This window comes from Actinoallomurus bryophytorum, assembly GCF_006716425.1.
Classification (GTDB): domain Bacteria; phylum Actinomycetota; class Actinomycetes; order Streptosporangiales; family Streptosporangiaceae; genus Actinoallomurus; species Actinoallomurus bryophytorum.
Genome location: NZ_VFOZ01000001.1, coordinates 935,602 through 959,454, shown reverse-complemented (window position 1 = coordinate 959,454; position 23,853 = coordinate 935,602). Strand labels below are relative to the sequence as shown.

Below are 23,853 nucleotides of genomic sequence, written 5' to 3'. Positions count from 1 at the left end.
CAGCTCACCGGCATCCCGCTGACAGCCGGATGCCATCCACGACCGCCCGCGGCGTCACCGGTTAGGGTCCGCCACGTGGAGATCGAGCAGTACGCCTATTTCGCGCTGAAAAGCGCGGTCGTCCCGGCAGCGGAGATGGCGGAGCGGCTGGGCATGGAACCAGACGAGGTATCGGTTCGGGGCAGTCGGATCGCCGAGCCGCCGAGGCCGATCCGCCATGCGTGGAAGATCGTGTGCCGAAAGCCCGGCCTGGCGGTCGACGAGCAGATCGGCCAGATCATGGACCGTCTCCGGCCCTGCCGGGAGCGGATCGTGGCGTTCTCCGCGGAGCTCAGGGCCCGGGATCCGGACCAGGCCGGCGCGGTTCTCGAGGTGGTGCGCTACTTCGATCATTCCGGCGGAGAAGCGCTCGAGCGCCCGCGAGATCCCGCCGACCGGCACCGTCTTCTGGGCTGGGCCCTCGATCACGAGGTGCTGGAGTTCCTCGTCGCGACGGGCGCCCACCTGGACGTTGACGAGTACGGATCCCCCTGAACCGCACCAGCCGGCCCGGCGCCCGGCCTGGCAGAGTCGCTTACCTCTCGGGACCGGTGTCTCGGATGCGAGACGGCTTGCCGTCTCCGGGTCCTGTGGGCGGCGATCCGTGGATGGGATGCTGGCGGGGTGAGCACCGTGATCACGAACATCGGAGAGCTGGCCGGGGCCGCCGAGGACCGGTGGCTGATCGAGGACGCCGCGCTCGTCATCGACGGTGACCGCGTCGCGTGGGCCGGGCCGGCCGCGGACGCGCCGGCGGCCGATGAGAGCTACGACGCGGGCGGCCGGGCGGTGCTGCCCGGGTTCGTGGACTCCCACGCGCATCTGGTGTTCGCGGGGGAGCGGGCGGAGGAGTTCGCCGCGCGGATGAGCGGCCGGCCGTACGCGGCCGGGGGGATCCGTACGACCGTCGAGCGCACCCGCGCCGCCTCCGACGACGACCTGCGGGCCAACGTGCGCAGGATCGTCGGTGAGATGGCCCGGCAGGGCACGACCACGGTCGAGTGCAAGTCCGGGTACGGCCTGACCGTGGAGCAGGAGGAGCGGGCCGTGCGGATCGCGGCCGAGCTCGTGGACGAGGTCACCTTCCTCGGCGCCCACGTCGTACCGGCCGGTGTCGATCCCGCCGAGTACGTCGGCCTCGTCACCGGCCCGATGCTGGCCGCCTGCGCGCCGCACGCGCGCTGGATCGACGTGTTCTGCGAGCGGGGGGCCTTCGACGCGGACCAGACCCGGCAGATCCTGTCCGCCGGGCGTGCCGCCGGTCTCGTGCCGCGGCTGCACGCCAACCAGCTCGGCCACGGGCCGGGGGTGGGGATCGCGGTCGAGTACGACGCCGCGTCCGCCGACCACTGCACGTACCTGTCCGATGAGGACCTCGCCGCGCTGGCGGGCTCGGAGACGGTGGCGACGCTGCTGCCCGGCGTGGAGTTCTCGACCCGCCAGCCGTACCCGGACGCCCGCGCGCTCATCGACGCGGGCGCGAGCGTCGCGCTGGCCACCGACTGCAACCCGGGCTCGTGCTACTCGTCCAGCATGGCGTTCTGCATCGCCCTGGCCGTACGCGAGATGCACATGACGCCGGAGGAGGCCGTACGCGCGGCCACGGAGGGCGGGGCGAAGGCGCTGCGGCGCACCGACGTCGGGCATCTGCGGCCCGGTGCCCGCGCCGACGTCCTCATGCTCGACGCACCGTCGCACATCCATCTCGCCTACCGGCCCGGGGTCCCCCAAGTGGCCCGCGTATGGCGTGCGGGCGGACCGATATAGGCGGCCGGGGGATATTTGGCCGCGAAACGCGTATCGCGGAACATTGTTTCGCCGCGGTTGAATAAGCATTCACCGGCGTCAGGGCCTTTCCCGGCCACGCGTGGACGTTGACTGATCACGGATTGTCATCCAGTGTTAAAGGTGCACTGGCCCTAGCCCCTCAGGAGTCCACGATGCACGTTCTTGATCGTTTGCGACCTCAGGTGATGCCCTATCCGTTATCACAAGAAGTGAACGTCTATTCATTAGCTGCTGCTGGGGTGATTCGCCGTTTGATCGGGTAACGTCGTCCGGCGAAATCGACTATGCCACACGAGGCTAAACGTGATCCACGTTCTCATCGTTGAGAATATGAACCTGATTCGGGGCGGCCTGGTCGCCCTGCTTTCCGGACATCCGGATATGGCGGTGGTAGCGGCGTTGGAATCCGCAGACAAGGCACTTCCCGCCGCCCTGGAACTCGAACCCGACGTCGTCCTGCTCGGGGCGGGTATGGAGGATGCCAACGGATTTGCGATCGCCAAATCTCTCCACGACGAATTACGGTCATGCGCGATCGTCATAATGGCAAATCGCCGCCGGCCGGGCGATCTGCGCCGCGCCGTCGCCGCGGGGGTCATGGGCTATCTGCTGATCGACGCCCCTCCGGACGACCTGGCCGACGCGGTACGCCGGGCCGCACAGGGCGAGCGGGTGATCGACTCCGAGCTCGCCTTCGCCGCCCTCGACAGCGCGGAGAGTCCCCTGACCGACCGGGAGGTCGACGTACTGCGGCTCGCGGCGCAGGGTGCGTCATCCGCGGAGATCGCCGGCCATCTGTTCCTTTCGGTACGAACGGTGCGCAACCACATCTCGCGCATCATCGGGAAGATCGGCGCCCGCAACCGGATCGACGCCATCCGCATCGCCGACGACGCGGGCTGGTTATGACCGGCCCGCCTGCCGGCCGAGTGCGGCCCCCGGGGGCTCGGGAGCCCCCGGGGGCGGTGCCCCGCAGCGGCCGAGGGGGATCGACCACCCTCGGTCCGCCGGGTGCGGCACTGGCCACGATTCGCCGGACCAAGGCATCGTGGCCGGTCCTGGACTCCTCACCGAACGCAGCTCGAATGTCTCGACCCCTACGGGTACGCGTGGAAGTTCTTCCAGCCGCTCCCGTACGCGCCCTCGGACGGCCTGCGCGCCACCCCATGACAGCTGGTTCGCCCCCTGACGCCGCCGGCAGACCGTCCCGTGATCAGGTGACGGGACGCCGAAGAACGTGCACCGGTGTTAGCTTCTCTGCCCGTGGTGGAGCATCAGCGGGAGACCAGGGCGGCCTATGACGGGGTCGTCGAGTTGTACGCGTCGCTGTTCGCCGACCGGCTGGAGACGCAGCCGTTCGCGCGGGCCATGATCGGTATCTTCGCCGAGCTGGTGCGCGGTACGGGGAACCGGCGAGTGGCCGACGTCGGGTGCGGACCCGGACATCTGACGGCCCTGCTGCACGAGCAGGGGCTGGACGCGTTCGGCCTCGACCTTTCCCCGGCCATGGTCGACCATGCCCGGCGGGCCAATCCGGCGTTGCGGTTCGACGAGGCGTGGATGGAGTCCCTGCCGGTCGAGGACGGCGCGCTCGGCGGCGTGATGGCCCACTACTCGATGATCCACACCCCGCCCGGGGAACTGCCCGCGCTGCTCGCCGAGCAGGTGCGCGTCCTGGCGCCGGAGGGGCTGTTCCTGGTCTCGTTCTTCGCGACCGACGGACCGGAGCCGGTCCGCTTCGACCACAAGGTGACTCCTGCCTACAGCTGGCCCGTGGACCGGTTCGCCGGACTCCTGGCAGAGGCAGGGCTCGTGGTGTTCGGCCGGCTCGTCCACGATCCGGCCTCCGAGCGTGGCTTCCTCGACGCCCACCTGCTGGCCCGCCGCCGTTCCTAGGCCGGGGACGGGGAGGCTTCGCGACCCGTTCGCCCGGTCGGTTCCGGAGGTGGTGCCGACCAGTGGCCGTGCAGCTCGCGGTAGAGGCCGCAGTCCGCGAGCAGGTCCTCATGGGTGCCCAGCCACGAGCGGGTGCCGTCCAGGACGAGGATGTGACGCGCGCGGCGGGCCGAGGTCATCCGGTGGGCGATGACGATGAGTGAGCCGGGGCGGGACGCGAAGGCGCGTTCGGCCCGTTCTTCGGCGAGGGCGTCCAGGTGGCAGGTCGCCTCGTCCAGGATGACCAGCCGCGCCGGCGACAGGTACGCCCGTACGAGGGCGATGAGCTGGCGTTCGCCGGCCGAGAGCGTCTCGGGGGACACCTCGGCTCGATATCCGCCGAGTCGTTCGGCGAGGTCACCCGCGCCCACGGCCGTGACGGCGCGGTCCAGGGCGTGGTCGGAGGCGCCGGGGCGCAGATAACACAGGTTGTCCCGCAGCGTGCCGCCGAAGACGTACGCCTCCTGGGGGATCAGCGCGCGGTCGTCCGGGTCCGCCTCGTCGGCGGGTACGCCGCCGAGGGTGACGGACCCCGCCGAGGGCGTGAGGAGGCCGGCGGCGAGCAGCGACAGTGTCGACTTGCCGATGCCGCTGGGGCCGACGATGGCGAGGTGGTCGCCGTCCGGCACCCGCAGGGACAGGTCGTCGACCACCGGCGCGGCCCCGGGCCCGTACGCGAAGCTCACCCCGCACAGCCGCAGGTCGCCGCCTGCCGGACGGGACGGCCGGGGCACCTGCGTCACCTCGGCCGCCTCCATGACGCGGTCCAGCGTCACGGCCAGCCGCAGTCCGCTGCCGCCCACTCCCCGGATGATCGTGCTCAGCGCGGGGGAGAGGCCCTGCAGCACGTACGTCAGCGAACCCAGGATGACGCCCGGCGTCGCGCCGTGCCGTACCAGCCACGGCGCGGCGCCCAGGATGAGCAGCAGCGGCAGCCGCCCGCCCACGGCCAGCGCCACCGTACGGCCGGCGGCGAGCCGGGCCATCGACCGCGCGGTCGCGGCCTGAGCGTCGATCAACCGTCCGGCCGAGGCCGCCATCGCCTCCTCCGAGCCGCACGCGGTGACGTCCCGCAGGCCCGCCGCGAGCGCCGTGGCGGACTCGGCGATCCGCTCCTCGGCGAGGATCAGTTGCCGCTGCCGGGTGATCGAACGCGAGACGAGGCAGAGGAACAGCCCGAGCCCCACGAGGACCGGCGGCACGACCAGCAGGAGCGTCACCGGCATCAGCGTCAGCAGGCCGATCAGCGCGCCGGCCAGCGTGAAGACGAAGCCCTGGACGATCATCAGCAGCCCGGCGAACGTATCTCGGACGATCTCCACCTGCTGGGTGAGGCGGGCGACGGCGCCGTCGTCACGGCGCCCGGTGCGTACCGAGTCGTGGACCGCGCCCCGTACGACATGGCGGACGAGGGCGTCGCGGAGCGGTTCGACGATCGCGGCCAGCGGCCCGTACACCCGCGTGGCGCCCACCGCCCCGACCACCGCCGCGCCGGCCAGCACCGCCAGCCAGCACAGCGCGGCCTCGACACGGTGGGCGAGGAACGCGTCGGTGGCGCCCGCGACCGCACGCCCGAAGACCAGCACGGGAGCCGCCTCCAGCGCCGACCAGACGCCGAACAGCACGAGCCGGCGCGGCTGCCGGCGCAGCGCGGCGGCCAGGACCCGGTGGCCACGTACCTCATTCACCGAACACCTCGCGGTACTCCGGATCCGGCCACAGCTCGTGGTGCGGTGCGCAGGCGCGGACCCGGCCGCCGTCGAGCCAGGCGACCAGGTCCGCGCGTGCCGCCGTCCCGACCCGGTGCGCGATGATCAACCGGGTCCTGCCGTCACGGGTGAGTACGTCGCCGACCTGCACCTCGGTAACGGTGTCGAGGCTGGAGGTGGCGTCGTCGAGGACGAGTACCCGCCCGGGGTGGGCGAAGGCGCGAGCGAGGCCGAGACGCTGCAGCTCTCCGCCCGACATCGGCGCTTCGGACGGCGGCGTCCGGTAGCCGAGCGGCAGCCGGCGGATGAAGGGATCCGCGCAGGCCGCACGCGCGGCGGCCTCGGCGTCTCCGCCGATCGCGTCGGCGATGGTGGCGCCGAACAGAGCGGGTCGCGCGAACGCGTACCCGACGGCATGCCGGAGCGCGTCATGGTCCAGCGACGTCAGCGGCATCCCGTCGAGCAGGATCCGGCCGTCGTCGGGGTCGGCCAGCCGCCCCGCCAGCGCGGCGAGCAGCGACTTGCCGCCACCCGAGCGCCCGACGACGGCCAGCGCGGCGCCGCCCGGGACGACCAGGTCGAGACCGTCGAGTACGGAGGCGGCCGACACGTGCCGGAACTCCAGCCGCCCGGGTCCGTCCGGCAGCGCCGCGGAGCCGTACACGGGGACCGGCCGCTCCAGCACCGGGGTCAGCCGGGACGCGCCGGCGCGGGCGCGGGCCAGCCGCCCGAGCTGGGCGATCAGCGGGCCGATGTCGGAGCCGAGGCCCGCGTACTGCGTCGCCGCGAGCAGCCCGCCGGTGGTGAGCCGCCCGCGGGCCAGTTCGTATCCCGCCACGGCGAGCACCGCGACCTGGAGCAGCGGGACGGCCAGCGTGCCGCGGCCCGACGTCGTCGCCTGGATGCGCCAGGTCGCGTAGCCGTGTCCGGCCAGCTCGGGGAGGGGCTGCAGGATCCGGCCGGTCTCGCGTTCGGCGGTTCCGGCGGCGGCGACCGTACGGTTGCCGGCCAGGGTCTCCACGAGGCGGGTGGCGATCAGGCCCTGGGCCTCGAGGTACCGCGTGACCACCGAGGACGTGTCGCGGACGAACGACCGGAGCAGCGCGGCGATCGCGGGCAGGCCCAGCGTGAACGTCAGCGCGAGCCAGGGATCGAGAAGGATGAGGGCGATCACTCCGCCGAAGGGAGGGACGACGGCGGTGAGCGCGAGGATCGAGGCGGACGGCGCGTACGCGGTGTCCGCCGTCGCCGTGACCGCGCGGGTCGTCAGGTCCCCGGCGGGAAGACCGGCGGACGTGCCCAGCCCGAGTACGTGCCGGGTGAACCGGTGCCGCAGCCGCGCCGTCGCGTTGGCCGTGCTCGCCCCGATGGAGAGTTCGCTCAGGGAATCGCCGGCCATCGAGAGGGCGACCAGGCCGGCGTACAGAGCGGGCCAGGTCAGTGCGCGGGAGCCACCGAGGATGCCGTCGACGGCCCGGCCGAGCACCGCCGGCAGGAGGACCGCGGCCCCGGCCTGAACCAAAGAGGTGACGGCGAGCAGACTCGCCCAGACGCCGCCGTAGCGGATCGTCCGAATCACGAGCCTGCTCGCCGTCATCGGTCTCCTTGCTGTCGTGGTCCTGCCATGGCACTCAGGGCCACGGGTCAGTCATCAGAGGCAGATCGTGATGCTGTGCGAGCTGTGGCAGAGCAGGCTCAGCGTGCTGTTGTTCTCGCCGCCGCCGCCCCCACCGTGGCCGCCGGGGGCCGTGCTCATCCCCTGCATGTCCAGAAGCGCCATTGTCGTGTCACCTCCCTCTCGGTCGAGCGTTCATGTCCGGATCCGCCGTCAGAGGCAGATCGTGATGCTGTGCGAGCTGTGGCAGAGCAGGCTCAGCGTGCTGTTGTTCTCGCCGCCGCCACCGCCCCCACCGCCGTTCGGGGCCGTGCTCATCCCCTGCATGTCCAGAAGCGCCATCGTCGTGTCACCTCCTTGCCGAGTGAGTTGCGGTCCCCGCGAGGGATCTCGCGGGAAGCTCTGGTGCCGCCAGGAACGGCAGGTGTACCGGGCCGTCGTGCAGTGCCGCGCCGAGCGCGAGCAGTACGCCGGCCGTGCCGGTGCCGAGGTCCATCGACATCCTCAGCAGGTTCTCGCCGGGGAAGGCCAGCCCGCCGCCGTAGGAGAGCGCGTGCCAGGCCATGTCGCGTACGTGCATGGCGGTCCGCGGATCGCGTTGGCGGGCGAGGTGGAGCAGCATCCCGGCGCGCCCGCTGAACAGCCCGGACTGGGCGTAGTAGCGCGTGAGAGCGGCCGTACGGATGGCGGCCTGGGCCGCGCGGAAGCGTTCGTCCTCGCGGTGGAGGAGGTAGTCGTCGATGACCATGCCGATCCCGACACTGCCGCGGGCGAGGTAGGGCAGAATGCGCGATCCGTCGTCGACGTGCATGGCGCCGTTCTTGTCGGTCACGCATCCGTCGAGGTCGAGCCCGATGGCGCGGGCCGCGAGATCGAGGAGGTTCGTGTCCCCGGTGCGCTCGAAGAGCCGCAGGAACATCAGCGCCGGACCGGCCATGCCGCGCATGAGCCCGGGCCGGGCGGGCGCGCCGTCGGCGGCCATGACATGGTCCGCGACGATCTGCGCGGCGCGTGCGGCCGCCCCGCGCAGTGCGGGTTCGGACAGGACGCCGGCGAGATGGTCGAGGTTGAGGGCGACGCCGGGGAGCCCGCCGTGCAGGTCGATGCCGAGCCGCTCCCAGCGTTCGCCGAGGCAGATGTCGACGACCTTCGCCGCGGCGTCCGGATGCCCGAGATGGGCCAGGCCGTACGCGGCGCCGTGCAGCCCGTCGTACAGTCCGAGGCCGGTGCCCTGGGGCGGGTCGGTGGCGTGTTCGATCAGCCAGTTCTCGTGCTCGTACTTGACGCCGAAGCCGGTGACGTCGAGCGCGTACAGCACGCCGGCCGCGCCGAAGGCCAGACCGAGCCCGCCGCTGCCGAACTGCTGGATGTCGCCGGGGAACAGCCGGTCGTCGCGCTGCGGTGTCGCGCTGGCGAGGATGGCCGTGCTCAGGGCGGCGCGCGCGTTCACCCAGCCGGGTGGCTCCGGGGCGAACCGGGGGATCGCCCTCCGGCCCGGCTCGCCCCGGGTGATCTCGTCGACCGCCTCTTCGAGGTAGCCCGGGGGGACCGGGAACCAATCGGCGATCACCTCGGCCAGGTGGGCCGCCTTGGCCAGGTCGAGCATGAAGAGATTGGTCGTCGGCGTGAACAGCGCGATCTTGAGACACGCGAGGCTGTAGCGGTCGATCGCGATGCCGCGCCGGTCGGGAGGCGCCAGGAAGCCCGGGTTCGCGAGGGTCTGCCGGCGGTTGTCGGCGGCGGGCGCCGCGGCCTCGAAGTCGATCAGGGCCACCGTGTCGTCCGGAGCGACCATGATATTGAACATGTGCAGGTCGTTGAAGGCGACGCCGCGCGCGTGGACCTTCTTGATGATCCGTTCGGTGCCGGCGTAGATCTTCATCGCCCAGGCCGTGTAGTCGGCGAGGTCCTGGGGGTCCGGCTCGGGATCCAGCAGGGGATGCCGCTCGGCGAAGAAGGTGTTCAGCGGCCGTCCCTCGACGAACTCCTCGACGAGGAAGTGGTGGTCGCCGACCACGAAGTGGTCGAGTGCCCGCGGCACCCCGTCGATGCCACCCAGGAGCCGCAGGATGTCGTACTCGCGGCGGATCCGGGTGACGGCGTCGGCGCCGTCGGCGGCCAGACCCGCGTGCGGCCGTCCCTCCTTGAGCACCACCTTCCGCCCGGTACGGGTGTTCTCGGCCGCGTACACGCCGCCGCCGTTGCTGAAATGCAATGCCTCGGTGATCCGGTACGGGACGCCGGCCATCGTCACGGCGTTTCTCTTGTCGAGGTGGGCCGTGAGGCAGTCGGGCAGCGTGACCCAGTCCGGCACCACGAAGACCGGCTCGCGGCGGTCGGGCACGAGCCGCCCGGTGCCGTCCTCGATCGCGGCGACCAGCCGGCCGCTCTCGTCCTCGCAGTGCTTTTCGGTGAACCCGCCGTAGCGGACGTAGAGGGGCCCCTCGCCGATGCGCAGGTCGCTGAGGATGTACGGACCGGGCTCGCCGGCGAGGATGCCGCCGAGTTCGTCGAGGATCCGGGCGAACTCCTCGTCGTCACGCGGGTAGATGGTGACGAGCTTCCCGCTGGCACCCCGCGGAGAGTATTTCGCGTTGCGCATGAGAAGCATGTCCGCGCTGCGGAGGTGCTTGAAGGAGATGCCTTTGGGCAGGCAGTAGTCGCGTACACGGATGAGGACGTCTGAGGCGTTCTCGTGCCTCGCCGAGACGTGGATCTTCCATCCTTGCGAAGGAATCTCGTGTACGGGGGGAACGTAGACGATCCATTCGCTGCGCTGAATTCGCTGCCATCCATCGGGAAGCGCTTCGTCGACGATGGTGAAAGCCGGGCTCTCCTGTCCATCAAGGACGTCATAGAAGAGCCTGTCTTTCAGGCAATACACTTCGTACTGCTTTTCCACCGGATACGTCCTCTGCTATAGCCCTTTGCCGGGCGAAGGTCGGAACCGACTGTTCGCTTCGACACAGAGACTCGCAGGTCGGACAGGGTGGGGCCTAGGGACAAGTGTCACGAATGCATCGTGAAGATATCCCATAGGGTGAAGTGAGTGGCTAAACGCAAGGATGTGGGTCATGTGGCGTTGATGCTGTATTGGACGGTCCGGGGACGTCTAAGGGCGAGTTGAACTGTGATCATTGGTCGTCGTCGCCTCAAATTTGGTGCACTGTGGCCAGTGGTGTCCATTTTGAGATTTTTGCGACATTATTCTGCGCCGCTTCGCACGGTCGGCCGCGGCCTGAGTCGATGGGGCCAGGTCCGCGCGGATGAGGTGCGGTCGCCGAGCTCCAACGCGGCCGGCGCGGACGTGGGAGGGGGCGCCATCGCGGGGTCCTCGCATGAGGGCCTGGAGCAACAGTGATCGACTTTCGGCGTTCCCGCTTGCCTGGCGTGCGCCTCTGGTTAAATTCGGTACGCTCAACGCGTTCGTGACACACTGCGCATGGGTATTCACTATGCGTAGCTAAAATTTGCCGACACTGGGCCCCTATGGGGGTCCATCTGAGGTTTTGAGGAGAAGGCATGGCTGCCGACCCAAGCTCGCTCATGCTGGCGGAGTTGTGGCGCAAAGGTACGCGTAGCGGCTCTGGCGGATGTGTAGAGGCCGCCCTTGTGACAGCTCCTCGTCCTTGGCCGATAAATGCTCCGGCTCCCGAAGAGGATATTTCCCGATAACGAGACGCAGATCTGCTCAGACCACTGAGGGCTCATCGCTGTTCGCCAGCTCGGCAGCCGTCCTGTCTTTCATCCGGTCGGTGGCCGCCTCGATGAAGGTGGTGGATTCGGGCTCAGTCAAGGCCAACTGGCGCAGATGGTCGAACGCCTCGAGATAAGACGCGATCTGGTCACTGTCGGCGACCGTCAAGTCTGGCCCCTGCGCGTTCTCCAAGAACAGCACGCCTGCGGGACCGCTCTCGAATCCCAGGATGGTGAATTCTCCCCTCATCCCGAAATGTGACCCCCTTTCAAAGGGGATCAGCTCAATGGTGATGTCGGGCCGCTGGGCGAGTTCGAGCAGATGGATTAGTTGGCGTGGCATTATCCCCGGATCGCGTTGCCCGCCGACCCGGCGTCGGATGACGGCCTCATCGAGCACATAGTGCTGTTGTGGCAGGTCTTCTCGGTTGAAGATCTTGTCCTGGCGCAGCATGCGGGCCTCGATTACCGCCTCGGCGACAGGGCCCGGCACGTACTCGATGGTCAGCGCACGTGCGTATTCTTCGGTCTGCAGAAGACCGGGGACCAGGAGCGGGCTGAACGACCTGACGAAAGAGGCTCCGAGCTCGTACCCGAGATAGCTGGAAAAAGGGGCGCCCAGGTCCTCCTTGTAGGGATCCCACCAGCCGCGCCCTCTGGCGCCGCGTGCGAGCGCGGAGAGTTCGAGGATGCGGGTCTCGTCGGAGATGCCGCAATATCTGAGCAGTGCCTGAAGGTCGGTCGTCGAGATGCCGACGTTGCCGCCCTCGATGCGGATCAGTTTTGACGGTGACCAGTCGAGCGCGCGGGCGACCTCCTCCTGAGTCTTGCCGGCGTCGCGCCGGATTCTCTGGAGTTCGGCGGTGAGGCGTGCGCGCTGGACTACAGGGCCGGGATCCGAAGCCATGTTTCCCCCTTGCAGGTGAAGATCGAGATTCGGGGGGCTCGTCCGTCATCTCGCTTTTCGCTGCCTTCCAACAGGCTTAGATTAAATCAGCAAGGTGGCAGGTTGCCATACCCTTTTAGAGCGAGGTGGCAAGCGTCCACCCGGCCAGCCCCTTACGTCACACATATTTGATCTTGTTGAGATGGTCGGTGAACGAATTAATTCTGCTCGACATGCGTGTTGACCAGGGATAACGGGGTGCGTCGGAGTCGTGCTCGGTGCAGAACCGGGTAAATTTGCCGAGCTGAGAACCGCGCGAATTTTAGCCGCTCAAAATATGGGGATTCGGCTCTTCTGGATGGCAGTTCCGTCCGCCCGTGTGATCATTTCCGCGGCGGACACGCGTGTGCCGGGCCGTTGATGTCGAGATGCGTCAGGCGTTCGCCCAGGTCAGAAGTCAGATGGCAGCTATACGTGGCCGGCGCCTGCCTGCTTATGGCCACCTTGCTGTACGCGGGTACGCACGATGGTGGTGGGCACGGCGCGGGTGTGCACGCTGGGAGTGCGCATCGTGACGGCAGGCAGCACGCGGGCAGGCGTCATGGTGGCAGGCATGGCGGCGGGACGCAGCGCGCGGGTAGGCGTGGCGGCGGTACGCAGCTCGACGGCAGGCATCGTGCGGGGACGCATTCGGGAATGTCAGGAAATGATATCTAGCCATTTACGCCTTAGCGAATTAGCACTTGGCATTTGGCTTTATTGCTAATACAGAAATGTTACCTTCGTGACTAGATAACCTATTGAGTAATGCATCCAGGCGCAGTTAATATCCTTTCAGGAAGAGTAGAACGGGAGCTGCTCTTCGTAAAGGAGATGAGCGGTGCGCGTTTACAGGAATGTCGAGACGAGTCTCGACCAGAGCGGAGCCGGGAGTTCGATGGCCCGATCGAACACGGCCTTCCGCCTGGTCACGTGGATGCGAGACACCGGTGAGACGCCCGCGCGGGGTGTCTCGGGGGAGCCGGCTCGTATCGCGGAGACGGATCTCGGCGCGCATTTCGCCCCGGCCGGCCGTGTGCTCCACGCGGCCGGCGGGGTGACGCTCACTCGGGCCCTGTCTCGCGATTGCGCCGGTGCCCTGCTGTCGTGGCCCGGCGTACTCCCCTCAACGGAAAGGACCCTTCCATGCTCGTACTGATCGCAGTCGGCGTCGCGGTGTTCATCGGAATTCGTTCCGAGCGTGCGCGCCAGGCCCACTACATGTGGTCCAACTACAAGGACCGGCTCGCCAGCATGCGCGGCCTGCGCATGAAAGAGACGATGAACGCCGTTCTCGGGGTCTGCGCCCTCATCGCGGTCGTCGTCATCGTCACCGGTATCGGTGGTTGAAGCGGATCAACGGAGGCCGGTCGGCGGCGATGTAGTCGACTGACAGGACCTCGGCGACGAACAGCACGTGGTCGCCGGCCGGCACTCGCTGCCGCGTTTCGCACTCCAGCGCGGCCCCTCCGTCGTCCACGATGAGGGCGTCGGACAGCGGTCCCCGGTGATGGGGGACACTCGCGATCAGAAGCCGGGCGCTCGGTCGCCCGGCCGAGGCGAACCGGCCGGCGATGGCCCGCTGATCGGCGGAGAGTACGGTCACCGCCCACCGGTCGCAGCGGTGCAGCACCTCGGTGACATAGGACTCCCTCGCCACCGCCACCATGACCATCGGCGGGTCCAGCGAGACGGACGAGAACGCCGTCAGCGTGGTGCCGATGTCATCCCGCCCCTCGCGTACGGTCACCACCACGACGCCGGTGGCGAAGGTCGCGAGCGCGTCGGTGAGGTCCCGGAGGGGAACGTCGTCCACGACTGACCAGGCCTCCGCAGGATCGGGTCTCAGTCGATGCTCCAGTTGCCGGTGAGCATCAGCGGTCCGCCCAGGGGAAGGCCCATGCGCGCGGCGGTGGTGGACATCGGGCCCCAGGCGTCCAGGCGGGCGCTCGCGGCCGTACGGTCCTCGCTCGAATCGGCCGGGCGCAGGCGGTCCAGCGGCGAGACGTGCGGGTACGTGCGTACGGGTGCGTCCGTGGCCAGGCCGGCCTTCTTCCGTGCCACGTCCAGGGCGAAGCCCAGACCGCCGAGCTCGTCGACCAGCCCGCGCTCGTGGGCGTCCGCGCCGGTCCAGACCCGGCCGCGTGCCATCGCGTCGACCTGTTCGGGTGACAGGTCGCGGCCCTCGGCGACCTTGCCCACGAAGTCGTCGTACACGCGGTCGAGGAAGGTGTTGACCCGGGTCCACTCCTCCTCGGTGAAGTCGCGGGTCGGTGCGAACATCCGGGCGTGCGCGCCGTTCTCGACGCTGCCCAGGCCGATGCCGAGGCGGTCCAGCAGGTCGCCGATGACCGGCTTGCCGACCACGACCCCGATCGAGCCGGTCAGTGTGCCCGGCTGGGCGACGATCATGGTCGCGGGTGCGGCGACGAAGTATCCGCCCGAGGCGGCGACGTTGCCCATCGACACGATCACCGGCTTGCCGGCCCGGCGGGCGAGCACGACCTCGCGCCAGATCGTGTCCGACGCGACGTACGAGCCGCCAGGGCTGTCCACGCGGAACACGATCGCCTTGACCCTGTCGTCCTTGACCGCGGCGCGGAACGCCGCCGCGATGGTGTCCGACCCGATCGAGGAACCCTGGCCCGGCATCGCGCTGCGCCCGCTGCGGCCGACCTTGATCGGCCCCTGTCCCTGGATGAGCGCCACGGCGTCCTGCTGCGGGCGCGGTAGACGCTTCGCCAGCCCGCTGGTGCGGTTGTAGCGGGAGACGTATCGCAGCCGCGCGGTCTCGTCGGGCTCGCCCGGCTCGGTGGCGATGGCCTTGCGTACCTCCGCGTACACCTCATCGCGGTAGGCCAGCTTGTCCACGAGACCGGCCTCGAGCGCCTCGGCGCCCAGCAGCGGCGCCTGGTCGATCAGCTCACGTACGCGCTCCTCCGGCAGCCCGCGCCCGGCGGCGACGCCGGCCACCACCTGCTCGCCGGCGGAGGCGACGAGACGACCCGACATCTCCTCGTGCTCGGGCGTGTAGGCGCGTTCCATGAACGTGTTGGCGGCCGTCTTGTACTCGTGACGCTTGGCGAAGCGCGGCGTGACCCCGATCTTGCCGAGCGCCTCGTTGAAGAACGGCTCCTCCAGGGCGACGCCGGTCAGCGCCAGGTCGCCGGAGGGCTGCATGTAGATCCGCTCGAAGACGGTCGCCAGGTAGTACGGCACCGTGCCGCGGCTGACCTCGCCGAATGACTCCGCCCACGCGACCGTGAGCTTGCCGGAGTCGCGGAACGCGCGTACCGCGTCGCGCAGCTCCTGCGCCATCGCCAGCCCGAGGCGCTGACCGCCGATCTTGACGATGAGGGCACGGACCCGCGGGTCCGTACGCCCCCGGCGCAGCCCACCGAGCACGTCCCGCAGATGGGGACGGCGCATGCCGAGCAGCGCCGAGACCGGGTCGGCAGGCTGCCCCTCCATGATCCCGTCGGTGAGGTCGATTTCGAGGATCAGCGCCGCGTTGCGCCGATCACGAGCGTCTTTGAGCAGGTCAACGACTGATCCGGCATCCACCATGTGCCAACTCTATGGCGCACCGCCCCGGGCGGGGACCCCAGTCGGCCAACCGGAGGCGAGACGGCGGCAATCGCTTCAGGGTGCAGGGCGATTTCGTCGCTTTGGAGGGCATATATGACACATCCGGCAGAGGGCCGGCCCCAGACTGACGACGGGTGAGGACATGCCCGGCAGCGAGCAGGCAGGCATCCGGCGTTCCGCGCTTCCGTACGTGGCGATGCTCGCCTTCGCGGCGCTGCCTCCCCTCATGCTGGAGCTGATCGGCATCTTCGGCGACCACAGCGTGCCCGCAGGGGAGTGCGAGGGCATCGGCGGCGGCTGCGTGCTCTCGCCGGCCGGCACGGCACGGCTCATCCTGCTGTTCGTGCTGCCCGTGATGGTGCTGTGGGCGGCCGGGGCCATGATCGTGCTGGCCCTCCTGCGCCGCCGCCCCACCTTCCGCGACCGGCCCGCGATCGTCCAGGGCCTGCTCCCGGTCGCCCCGGCGCTGTTGATGATCATCGCTTTCGTTTTCATCTGACGACAGCCGTTCCCGGCTATCCTCCCGTCGAGGCCACCGGCGGCTACGGAGAGGCACGTCCTTGGACATCTGGCTGGTGCCGCTGTGCGCCCTCGGCGGCGCGGTCGCCGGCCTGCTCTGCGCGCCGCTGGCCGGGCACTACTTCGACCGGCCGGTCCGCTGGGCGCGGCCCGGCATCGCGCTCACCATGGCGGCCGCCTTCGCCGCGATGGCCTGGCGGTTCGCCGGCCACGCCGAGCTGGCCGCGTACCTCTACCTGGCCGGCGTGGGGACCCTGCTGGCCTTCGTCGACGTCGCGGTCAAACGGCTGCCGGACCCGTACACGCTGCCCTCCTACCTCGTCGGCCCCGCGCTGCTCGGAGTCACGGTGCTCACCGGCGGACGTCCGGAACGGCTCGGGCACGCCCTGATCGGGCTGGCGGTGCTGTGGGCCCTGTACGCCGTGCAGCACCTGTTCGCGCCCGGAGCGATCGGCTGGGGTGACGTCAAGCTGGCAGGTGTGCTCGGCCTCTATCTCGGCTGGCTGGGGGCGGCGGCCTGGTGGCTCGGCATGCTCGCCGGCTTCGTTCTCGGCGGCCTGTACGCCGCCGGGCTGCTCATCACCCGACGAGGCTCGCGAAAGTCGGAGATCCCGTTCGGGCCGTTCATGCTGGCCGGCGCGCTGGCCGGAATCCTCGTGAGCTGAGGGTGGCCCCCCGGGTCGGGGGCCACCCTCGGCGACGACGGACTACCTCAGCCCGCCGTCCAGAGCGGACATCAGGGTGCCGGTGTCACCGGACATCTCCCAGATCATCGCGCCGCCCAGGCCGTTCGCCTTGATGTAGTCGGTCTTCTTGCCGATGGACCACGGGTCATCGAAGGTCCACCACTGGCCGTTGGCGCCCGTGTAGCAGTACGTCGCGACGGACTGTTCGTTGTGGTGGACCGTGCAGCCCGGCACGTTCGTGGCGAGGTTCTTGTATCCGCGGGTGCCGGCCTCTTCGGGAAAGTCGCCGGGCGCGGCGCCGTTCGCCTGCTGCCACTCGCCGCTCTTGCCGCCGTCGGCGACCTGCTGCCAGCCGCGGCCGTAGAACGGGATGCCGACCAGGACCTTCTTCGGGGTCACCCCGGCGCCGGTGTAGAGCTTGACGGTGGAGTCGACGCTGAAGTGGGTCGGGTACGGGTCGTTCGGGTCCGTGTACAGGTTGGCCTGGTCGCCCGTGCGGTTCGGCTCCCACGAGTTGTCGCTGCCGGAGCCGTGGAAGTCATACCCCTGCACGTTGGCGTAGTCGAGCGAGTTGAAGATCTTCGAGAAGTCCCAGCCGGCGCTGATCTTGGCCTGGTCGGCGGGGGTGAACGCGGTCAGCAGGCGGCCGGAGCCCAGCGCGTCGAGCTCGGTACGGAACTCCGCCAGCAGCGCGGTGAAGTTGGCCTTGTCCGCGGTGGAGTAGTGGTTGCCCGGGTGACCGTCGGGGCTGCCGGGCCACTCCCAGTCGATGTCGAAGCCGTCGAACACGCCCGCGCCGGTGCCCGCGCCGCCCGTACCGTCCGAAGACACTGGCAGGTTGCCCTTGATGAACATGTCGATGCAGGAGCCGACGAACTTCTTGCGCGACGCGTCCGTCTTGGCCACGTCGGAGAAGAACTTCGAGTACGTCCAGCCGCCGAGCGAGACGAGCACCTTGAGGTTCGGGTGCTTGGCCTTGAGCTTCTTGATCTGGTTGAAGTTGCCCTTGAGTTTCTGGTCCCAGGTGTCGGCGACACCGTCGACGCTGTGGTCGGCGGTCACCGAGACGCCGTAGTCGGCGTACTGGTCACCGGCGCCGGTGCCCTGGTCCGGGTCCGACGGGTTGCTGCTCGTGGCCTTGGTCGCCTCGAAGCAGGTCAGGTTGTTCGGGTCGATGTTCTCGAAGGAGTAGTTGAGCACGGTCAGCTTGCTCGCCGCGCCGTTCGTGTCCAGGTCCTTCATCCAGAAGTTGCGGCCGTAGATTCCCCACTGGGGGTAGTAGCCGATCTTCTGGTACGTCCCGGTGCCGCCTCCGCCACCGCTCGCCTGGGTCTTGCCGGTGACGGCCGCGCTCTTGGCCGACTCGTTTCCGGCGGCGTCGCGGGCGGCGACGGTGTAGGTGTGGCTGCTGCTCGCGGCCAGCCCGCTGACGGTGGCGCTGGTCCCGGTCACGTCCGCGACGGCCGTACCGCCTTCGTAGACGCGGTACCCGGTGACGCCGACGTTGTCGGTCGAGGCGGTCCACGCGAGCGAGATCGAGGATGAGGTGGTGCCGGTCACCTGCGGGCTCGCGGGCACGGTCGGCGCGGATGTGTCGGTGCCTCCGCCTCCGCCTCCGCCGCCGGCGCACGGTTGCCCGTTGAGGGTGCAGTTCGTGGGGGTGGCCGACTCGGGAGCGCCGGAGAACCCGAAGCTCGTCGAGGCGCCCGGCGCGAGCGTGCCGTTGTAGGACTGGTTCGCGAACGTGTAGTGGGTGCCGCTGTGCGTCATCGCGGTGTCCCAGGCGGAGCTGATCGACCCGCCGGAGGGCACGTCGACCTCGACCTTCCAGCCGTTCAGCGTGGTCGAACCGCCGTTGGTGATCGTGTATTTGCCCTGGTAACCGGTGCCCCAGCCGGAGTCCTTGGAGAACGTCGCGGTCGGCGTACCGGCCGCGTGGGCGGCGAGCTGGGGCAGCGTGAGGGAGGCCGTCGCGGCGAACGCGACGGCGAGTCGGAGGATGGCTCGTTTCAAGGTGGTGCTCCTCGGTCTGGCGGGAGGGAGGAGCGCGGCGCCGCACTTAACAGAAAGGAAAGTTTCCTGTCAGATCGGACGGTAGCCTCCGCCGCGCCTGCCGTCAATGCCCGAGGCGCGGCGGCTAGGCTCGCCTCCATGGGCGACGGCGACGGCTGGGCGAGCTGCGACGCGGGACACCGGCACTGGGGGCGGTACGGTGCCGCCGGCCTCCTCCTCTACCACCCGGGCGACGAGCCGTACATCCTGCTGCAGAAGCGGTCCCGGCTGTCGATCGGCGGTGGCACGTGGGGCCTGCTCGGGGGCGCGCGGCACAGCCACGAGGGCCCGGTCGAGGCCGCGCTGCGCGAGGCGTCGGAGGAGAGCACGCTGGACCCGTCGCTGGTCCGCCCGCACTGGCTGTCGCGTGAGGACCACGGCGGCTGGTCGTACGAGACGGTGATCGGCTCGGCGGCGTCGCGCCTCGACGTACGACCGCAGTCGTTCGAGACCGCCGGGGTCGCCTGGGTGCCCGCCTCCGAGGTCGCGGACCAGAAGCTGTTCCCGCCGTTCGCCGAGTCCTGGCGGCGCCTGCGACGGTCGCTGTACCGCGTGGTCATCGTCGTGGACACGGCGAACGTCATGGGCTCACGCGCGGACGGCTGGTGGCGCGACCGGCGCGGCGCGGCCGAGCGGTTGCGGGACGAGGTCGCGGCCGTCGACGGCTTCACCGGTGTGCCGGGAGCGGTCGCCGAGATCTGTTATCCGCGGATCGTGATGGTCGCGGAGGGCGCGGCGCGGGGCATGTCCGGTGTGCCCGGTGCCGAGGTGGTGGACGCCCCGGGCAGCGGCGACGACACGATCGCCTCGCTCGCCGAGCCGCAGGCCGCCGACGAGCGCCGCGTCGTGGTGACGGCCGACCGCGAACTGCGCGCCCGCTGCGAGAGCGCGGGAGCGATGGTGACCGGCCCCCGCTGGCTGCTCGACGCCGTGGACCGCCCCTGCCCGGCGTCGTGAGGCCTCAGCGGTAGAGCGCCGCCCGCGCGGCCTCGCGAAGATCCTTGGCGACCCGGTCGTAGTCCTGGGCGAGCTCCGCCTGGATCCTGTCGCGCTCGGCGCCCTCCAGCCGGATCCGTGGCTCGGTGTCCGGACGCCCCTTCAGCGCCGCGATCCGCAGGTGTGTGGGCGGGTGGCTCCGGTCGACGCGCAACCGCCGGCGAGCGGCCACGCGGCGGCGGCGTTCGCGCTCCCGCTCCGGAAGCGCGGCGAAGCCGTGCCGGTGGTCGTCCCAGAACGCGGTGCTGCGGGGCAGCGCCTGGCGGCGTACGACCGCGGTGTGCGAGTCCGCGGCGGTGTGCAGCGTGTCCAGCATGCCCATGGCGGCGGCGGGCGAGGCGACCCGGGCCGCGAGACGGTCGGCGAGGTACTCGGCTCTCTGCCCGGCCCGCAGGGTGATGATCATTTGGAGGCGGAAGGCCAGCCCGATCAGCCACCCTGCCGCGCCCTGGATCGCTCTGGCGATCAGATCGATGAGGTAGTTGACCCGGGCGTCGCCGCCGCCGGGCAGGACCGCGGAGTGGAGCCGGCTCAAACTGGACAGTGACGTACCGACGACGAGCCCGTGCCGTGAGTCGCCGTTGACGCCGTGCGCGAGCTCATGGCCGATCAGCGCGACGCGCTGCTGTTCGGACAGCACGTCCCACAGCGGGAGGCCGATCTCCAGGACGCGTCGTCGCCGGAGCCCGACCGCGCCGTACGCGGCGTTGAACTCCGGGGAGACCACGACGGCGTCCACCGGCCGTGCGTCCATCTCGGCGCCGATCCGGTCCAGGAGCCCGAACAGCGCCGGAGCGTCCCCACGGAACCGCACGTGTTCTTTGGGGAGCCGCCCCGGCCTGGGCGCGATGGCGAAGACGGTGAGCACGAGGATCAGCACGATGATCATCGTGAAGAGGTTCCTGGCCTTCCACATCAGCAGGACCGCGACCAGGAGAAGGCTCAGCGTGAAAGCGTGCACGGCCAGCGCGAGGAGGTAGGAAAGGACGCGGGCCAGGTCCCAGCCGGGCCGGTGGATCTCCTTGCCGGACACCTCCTCGTACAGTGCCTCGACCATGTGAGCGGAACGCCTGCCGAGCCGGCCGCGTACGGGTCCGGTGGCCGGGGTCCCGTCGCCGAGGCCCCATTCGCACTGGGTGCACCAGGCCGGGAAGTCGCCGGCCGCCTCGATGGCACTCGCACAGCTCGGGCAGGTATGTGGCGGTTCGGCGATCATGGACGGAATGCTAGGGAAAACCGTCCCTAAATGATCATGGATTCGGCCGTCGGGCCGGGGCCGTTACCGACTCGTTGGGGTTTCGTCCGTCTGCCGGAGGCGTGGGGGTACCGGGACGCGGTCGAGGTCGCGGGCGAGCACGATGTCGCCGCCGAAGACGGTGGCCGCCTCCGCGGCGAACCGTGGTTCGTCCTCCTCGCCGTACCGCTCGGAGAAGTGGGACAGGACCAGGCGCCGTACGCCGCCCTCCGCCGCCAGCCGGCCGGCCTGCGCCGCGGTGAGGTGGCCGTACTCCTCGGCCAGCCGCGCGTCCGCGTCGAGGTAGGTCGCCTCGGCGATGAGCAGGTCGACGCCGTCGACCAGCGGCGCGATCGCGTCGCAGAGCCGGGTGTCCATGACGAACGCGGCCTTCTGGCCGGGCCGCGGCACACTGCACTCGTCCAGCGTGACCGTACGGCCGTCCGGGGCGGTCAGCGTTCCCTCGCGCTGGAGCCGCCCGACGAGCGGCCCTTCGACCCCGTGCCGGGCGAGCCGGTCGGGCAGCATCGTGACCCCGTCGGGCTCCTCGAGCCGGTAGCCGTACGACTCGACCCGATGGGAGAGCCGCCGCACGGTCAGCCCGAACGGCGCGCCTCCGGTCGGGACCGGCATCACGTCCCCGTCGACCGGATGCTCGGTGACGACCTGCGTGTCATTGAAGATCGCCGCGTGCCGCAACCGCCGCCAGTAGGCCTCCCCGCTCCCTGGAAAGACCGCCCGAACGGGATGCTCGACCCCGTCCCGCGCGATGCGCTGGATGACGCCCGGCACACCGAGGCAGTGATCGCCATGGAAGTGGCTGAGGCAGATCCAGTCGATGTCATGCGCACTGACGCCGGCGCGCACCATCTGCCGCTGCGTACCCTCCCCGGGATCGAACAGGATGCCGTGCCCGTCCCAGCGCAGCAGATAGCCATTGTGGTTCCGCTGCTTGGTCGGCACCGCACTGGACGTGCCGAGAACCACGAGCTCCCGCGACGACATGCGCCCATGATGCCCGACCACCCGAGCGTGCGGACCACGCCGGCGGCAGCGCGTCGCGACCGGAACGGGAACGGGCCCCGGGACGAATCCCGGGGCCCGTCGTCGGTCAGGTGATCAGTAGAACAGGCGGGGCTGGCGGGGCAGGACCACGTTGGTCGGGCCGCGCCAGGCCTGTTCGGTGGAGAACGTCTTGGCCGACGGCGCCGCGCCGCTCACCACCACCGGCAGCGTGACCTTGCTGCCCGCCAGGTCCACCGTGACCCCGGCTCCGGTGCCGGGCTCGTCGTACTGGACGTCGCCGTCCGTGCCGAAGAGGACCAGGGCCAGCCGGTGTCCCGCCTTGAACCGGTAGTCCTGCGGCAGAGTCTGCCAGCGAACCGCGTACGACTTCCCCGGTGCCAGCGGGGAGGAGTGGCTCAGCGACGTACGGTTCTGGGCGTCCAGGAAGCCGCGCGTCACCACGTTCACGTCCGAGGTCACCGTGTCCGTCACCACCTGCCGGTAGCAGGCGTCATCCGTCGCGGTGCTCTCGCCGTTGCAGTCCTCCGTCGTCAGCGTACGGACGCCGGAGCCGGCGCCCAGGTAGTTCACCCGCGTGTCCGTGCCGTAGTCGACCAGCAGCGCGCCGAGGTTCGCCGCCGGGTGGTCCGACTTGATCCTCAGCGACACCGTCGGCGTTCCGGACAGCCGTACGTCCTGCTTCAGTGGCGCCGTCGTGTATGCCAGCCGGTACGGCTGGGCGGTCGTCGGGTCGCTCACCAATGAGGCCTCGTCCTCGGAGGTGTCGGTGAACATCGCGCTGCCCTGAGAAGGAGCCAGGCCCAGCGTGCCGTCGGCCTGCGGGGACAGGTTCAGGGGGCGTGCGGCCGGCGCGGGCCAGTCGGACTGGCCGACCCACTGGTCCGGGGCGACCTCGACGTCGGCGCGCGGCTGCTTCATGACGTCGTTCGGGACGTGCCACAGCCAGTGGTCGAACCACTGGTGCAGCGTGTCCACCCACGCGTCGCGGCGGAAGTCGAACGGGTCCACGTGGCCGTACTGCGACAGCCACACCTTGCGCGGTACGCCGCGTGCCGCCAGGCCCGCCCACCAGGTGGAGAACTGGTTCGGCTTGACGTTCAGGTCGTTCGTGCCGTGGACCGCGAACACCGAGGCGTGCACGCGAGAGACCGACGGCACCGGCGCCGAACGGTAGTTCCGCGAGTCCCAGAAGGAGTTGTAGTTCCCGGTGGCGTCGTCCTGGCCCGTGGCGAGGTCGGCGTTCACCGCGGCGCACTTGGCGGGCGGGTCGGTGTCGACCGTGTCGGCGAGGCCGTCCTCCTCGCCCGTCCACCAGACCGCGCCGTTCATGCGGCTGTAGTCGTACCAGGAGCTGATCGCCGAGATCGGCACGATCGTGTCGAGGCCCTCGACGCCGGTCGCGGCCACGCCGTTGGCCAAGGTGCCGTCGTAGGACTTGCCGATCATTCCCGTACGGCCGTTGGTCCAGGACGCCTTGACCTTCTTGCCGGCGGCGTCGTACGCCGTCGCGCGGCCGTTCAGCCAGTCGACGACGGCCTTGCCGCCGAGCACGTCGGACAGGCCGCCGGAGGTGGGGCAGCCATCGGACTTCGTGGTGCCGTCCATGTCGACGTCGAGCACCGCGTAGCCGCGCGGGACGAAGTAGTTGTCGTAGAAGAGCGGGAACTTGACCGGGTTCCCGGCGGCGTCGTACGTCTTGCGCTCCGACTCGTTCCCACGACCGAGGTTGTCGTAGTACGGGCTCTCGTCCATGATCACGGGGACCTTGAGCCCCGCGTCGCTCTCCTTCGGGCGGATGATGTCCACCCGGATCAGGTCCTTCTTCCCGTCACGGTCGGCGTCGACGGAAGACTGGACCCGGACGTACTCGCGGATCGCGTCCTGGTAGGAGAAGACCGGCTGGGTCACCCCGCCGGACACCTTGATCGCAGGTTTCTTCGCCGCGTTGGCGGCAGGTGCCCCCGCGACCGCGAGTGCGGCCGCGACGACGATCGCGGAGGCGAGGATGCCCCGCCGTGATGAGATCGGCACGCGATACCTCCTGG

Annotated in this window: 20 protein-coding genes; 8 read left to right on the top strand and 12 right to left on the bottom strand. The window is 69.9% G+C overall.

Annotated features, from left to right (window positions below; all coding sequences use genetic code 11):
* Nucleotides 1-75: 75 nt before the first annotated feature.
* From FB559_RS04500 to FB559_RS04485, 4 genes are all read left to right on the top strand, one after another.
* Nucleotides 76-534 carry a DUF4279 domain-containing protein gene (locus tag FB559_RS04500; protein ID WP_141953584.1) on the top strand — a complete coding sequence of 153 codons (459 nt, stop codon included), beginning with the start codon at nucleotides 76-78 and terminating at the stop codon, nucleotides 532-534.
* 129 nt (nucleotides 535-663) lie between these two features.
* Nucleotides 664-1,806: an imidazolonepropionase gene (gene hutI, locus FB559_RS04495; protein ID WP_141953581.1), complete on the top strand. Its 1,143-nt coding sequence runs from the start codon at nucleotides 664-666 to the stop codon at nucleotides 1,804-1,806.
* A gap of 324 nt (nucleotides 1,807-2,130) precedes the next feature.
* Nucleotides 2,131-2,736 (top strand): response regulator transcription factor, encoded by a 606-nt coding sequence (locus tag FB559_RS04490; protein ID WP_141953579.1) that lies wholly within the window; start codon nucleotides 2,131-2,133, stop codon nucleotides 2,734-2,736.
* Nucleotides 2,737-3,090: 354 nt separating this feature from the next.
* Complete coding sequence (locus FB559_RS04485) at nucleotides 3,091-3,723, top strand: class I SAM-dependent methyltransferase (RefSeq protein ID WP_141953577.1); 633 nt, start codon at nucleotides 3,091-3,093, stop codon at nucleotides 3,721-3,723.
* On the opposite strand, the gene FB559_RS04480 is transcribed toward FB559_RS04485, so the two are convergent.
* The 6 genes from FB559_RS04480 to FB559_RS04455 form a co-directional block, all read right to left on the bottom strand.
* A complete protein-coding gene (locus tag FB559_RS04480; protein ID WP_141953574.1) occupies nucleotides 3,720-5,450 on the bottom strand; it encodes an ATP-binding cassette domain-containing protein in 1,731 nt (576 codons plus the stop codon). The genes FB559_RS04485 and FB559_RS04480 overlap by 4 nt on opposite strands.
* Nucleotides 5,443-7,068 (bottom strand): ABC transporter ATP-binding protein, encoded by a 1,626-nt coding sequence (locus FB559_RS04475; protein WP_141953572.1) that lies wholly within the window; start codon nucleotides 7,066-7,068, stop codon nucleotides 5,443-5,445. The genes FB559_RS04480 and FB559_RS04475 overlap by 8 nt, the downstream gene beginning before the upstream one ends.
* Before the next feature lie 54 nt (nucleotides 7,069-7,122).
* On the bottom strand, nucleotides 7,123-7,251 hold the full coding sequence (locus FB559_RS04470) for a SapB/AmfS family lanthipeptide (protein ID WP_141953570.1): 129 nt from the start codon (nucleotides 7,249-7,251) through the stop codon (nucleotides 7,123-7,125).
* Nucleotides 7,252-7,299: 48 nt separating this feature from the next.
* The gene (locus FB559_RS04465; protein WP_141953567.1) at nucleotides 7,300-7,428 is read right to left on the bottom strand and encodes a SapB/AmfS family lanthipeptide; all 129 of its coding nucleotides are present in this window, start codon (nucleotides 7,426-7,428) and stop codon (nucleotides 7,300-7,302) included.
* Between the two features lie 7 nt (nucleotides 7,429-7,435).
* Nucleotides 7,436-9,988: a class III lanthionine synthetase LanKC gene (gene lanKC, locus FB559_RS04460; protein WP_141953565.1), complete on the bottom strand. Its 2,553-nt coding sequence runs from the start codon at nucleotides 9,986-9,988 to the stop codon at nucleotides 7,436-7,438.
* A gap of 789 nt (nucleotides 9,989-10,777) precedes the next feature.
* On the bottom strand, nucleotides 10,778-11,689 hold the full coding sequence (locus tag FB559_RS04455) for a helix-turn-helix domain-containing protein (protein ID WP_141953563.1): 912 nt from the start codon (nucleotides 11,687-11,689) through the stop codon (nucleotides 10,778-10,780).
* Between the two features lie 1,164 nt (nucleotides 11,690-12,853).
* Here FB559_RS04455 and FB559_RS04450 point away from each other — a divergent pair.
* Complete coding sequence (locus FB559_RS04450; RefSeq protein ID WP_141953561.1) at nucleotides 12,854-13,057, top strand: hypothetical protein; 204 nt, start codon at nucleotides 12,854-12,856, stop codon at nucleotides 13,055-13,057.
* Here FB559_RS04450 and FB559_RS04445 read toward each other — a convergent pair.
* Nucleotides 13,038-13,523 carry a flavin reductase family protein gene (locus FB559_RS04445; RefSeq protein WP_141953559.1) on the bottom strand — a complete coding sequence of 162 codons (486 nt, stop codon included), beginning with the start codon at nucleotides 13,521-13,523 and terminating at the stop codon, nucleotides 13,038-13,040. The genes FB559_RS04450 and FB559_RS04445 overlap by 20 nt on opposite strands.
* Nucleotides 13,524-13,552: 29 nt before the next feature.
* Nucleotides 13,553-15,274, bottom strand: coding sequence for a signal peptide peptidase SppA (gene sppA, locus FB559_RS04440; protein WP_141953556.1), 1,722 nt, complete (start codon nucleotides 15,272-15,274; stop codon nucleotides 13,553-13,555).
* A gap of 163 nt (nucleotides 15,275-15,437) precedes the next feature.
* Between sppA and FB559_RS04435 the strand changes: the two genes are divergently transcribed.
* Nucleotides 15,438-15,794 (top strand): hypothetical protein, encoded by a 357-nt coding sequence (locus FB559_RS04435; protein ID WP_141953554.1) that lies wholly within the window; start codon nucleotides 15,438-15,440, stop codon nucleotides 15,792-15,794.
* Nucleotides 15,795-15,855: 61 nt separating this feature from the next.
* Nucleotides 15,856-16,479: a prepilin peptidase gene (locus tag FB559_RS04430; protein ID WP_141953552.1), complete on the top strand. Its 624-nt coding sequence runs from the start codon at nucleotides 15,856-15,858 to the stop codon at nucleotides 16,477-16,479.
* Nucleotides 16,480-16,521: 42 nt separating this feature from the next.
* Here the strand turns inward: FB559_RS04430 and FB559_RS04425 are convergent, their stop codons facing one another.
* On the bottom strand, nucleotides 16,522-18,513 hold the full coding sequence (locus FB559_RS04425; RefSeq protein WP_141953550.1) for a glycoside hydrolase family 18 chitinase: 1,992 nt from the start codon (nucleotides 18,511-18,513) through the stop codon (nucleotides 16,522-16,524).
* 138 nt (nucleotides 18,514-18,651) lie between these two features.
* Between FB559_RS04425 and FB559_RS04420 the strand changes: the two genes are divergently transcribed.
* On the top strand, nucleotides 18,652-19,509 hold the full coding sequence (locus FB559_RS04420) for an NUDIX domain-containing protein (protein ID WP_141953548.1): 858 nt from the start codon (nucleotides 18,652-18,654) through the stop codon (nucleotides 19,507-19,509).
* 4 nt (nucleotides 19,510-19,513) lie between these two features.
* Here the strand turns inward: FB559_RS04420 and FB559_RS04415 are convergent, their stop codons facing one another.
* The 3 genes from FB559_RS04415 to FB559_RS04405 form a co-directional block, all read right to left on the bottom strand.
* Nucleotides 19,514-20,764: a M48 family metallopeptidase gene (locus FB559_RS04415; protein WP_141953546.1), complete on the bottom strand. Its 1,251-nt coding sequence runs from the start codon at nucleotides 20,762-20,764 to the stop codon at nucleotides 19,514-19,516.
* Nucleotides 20,765-20,827: 63 nt separating this feature from the next.
* Complete coding sequence (locus FB559_RS04410; RefSeq protein ID WP_141953544.1) at nucleotides 20,828-21,787, bottom strand: ribonuclease Z; 960 nt, start codon at nucleotides 21,785-21,787, stop codon at nucleotides 20,828-20,830.
* A 114-nt stretch (nucleotides 21,788-21,901) separates the two neighbouring features.
* Nucleotides 21,902-23,839, bottom strand: coding sequence for a Xaa-Pro dipeptidyl-peptidase (locus FB559_RS04405; RefSeq protein WP_246121348.1), 1,938 nt, complete (start codon nucleotides 23,837-23,839; stop codon nucleotides 21,902-21,904).
* Nucleotides 23,840-23,853 lie beyond the last annotated feature (14 nt).

Coding starts and splice junctions, on each gene's coding strand:
- FB559_RS04475 (WP_141953572.1), bottom strand. CDS start 7,068: ATGACGGCGAGCAGGCTCGTGATTCGGACGATCCGCTACGGCGGCGTC.
- FB559_RS04470 (WP_141953570.1), bottom strand. CDS start 7,251: ATGGCGCTTCTGGACATGCAGGGGATGAGCACGGCCCCCGGCGGCCAC.
- FB559_RS04465 (WP_141953567.1), bottom strand. CDS start 7,428: ATGGCGCTTCTGGACATGCAGGGGATGAGCACGGCCCCGAACGGCGGT.
- FB559_RS04455 (WP_141953563.1), bottom strand. CDS start 11,689: ATGGCTTCGGATCCCGGCCCTGTAGTCCAGCGCGCACGCCTCACCGCC.
- FB559_RS04450 (WP_141953561.1), top strand. CDS start 12,854: ATGCTCGTACTGATCGCAGTCGGCGTCGCGGTGTTCATCGGAATTCGT.
- sppA (WP_141953556.1), bottom strand. CDS start 15,274: ATGGTGGATGCCGGATCAGTCGTTGACCTGCTCAAAGACGCTCGTGAT.
- FB559_RS04435 (WP_141953554.1), top strand. CDS start 15,438: ATGCCCGGCAGCGAGCAGGCAGGCATCCGGCGTTCCGCGCTTCCGTAC.
- FB559_RS04420 (WP_141953548.1), top strand. CDS start 18,652: ATGGGCGACGGCGACGGCTGGGCGAGCTGCGACGCGGGACACCGGCAC.
- FB559_RS04415 (WP_141953546.1), bottom strand. CDS start 20,764: ATGATCGCCGAACCGCCACATACCTGCCCGAGCTGTGCGAGTGCCATC.
- FB559_RS04410 (WP_141953544.1), bottom strand. CDS start 21,787: ATGTCGTCGCGGGAGCTCGTGGTTCTCGGCACGTCCAGTGCGGTGCCG.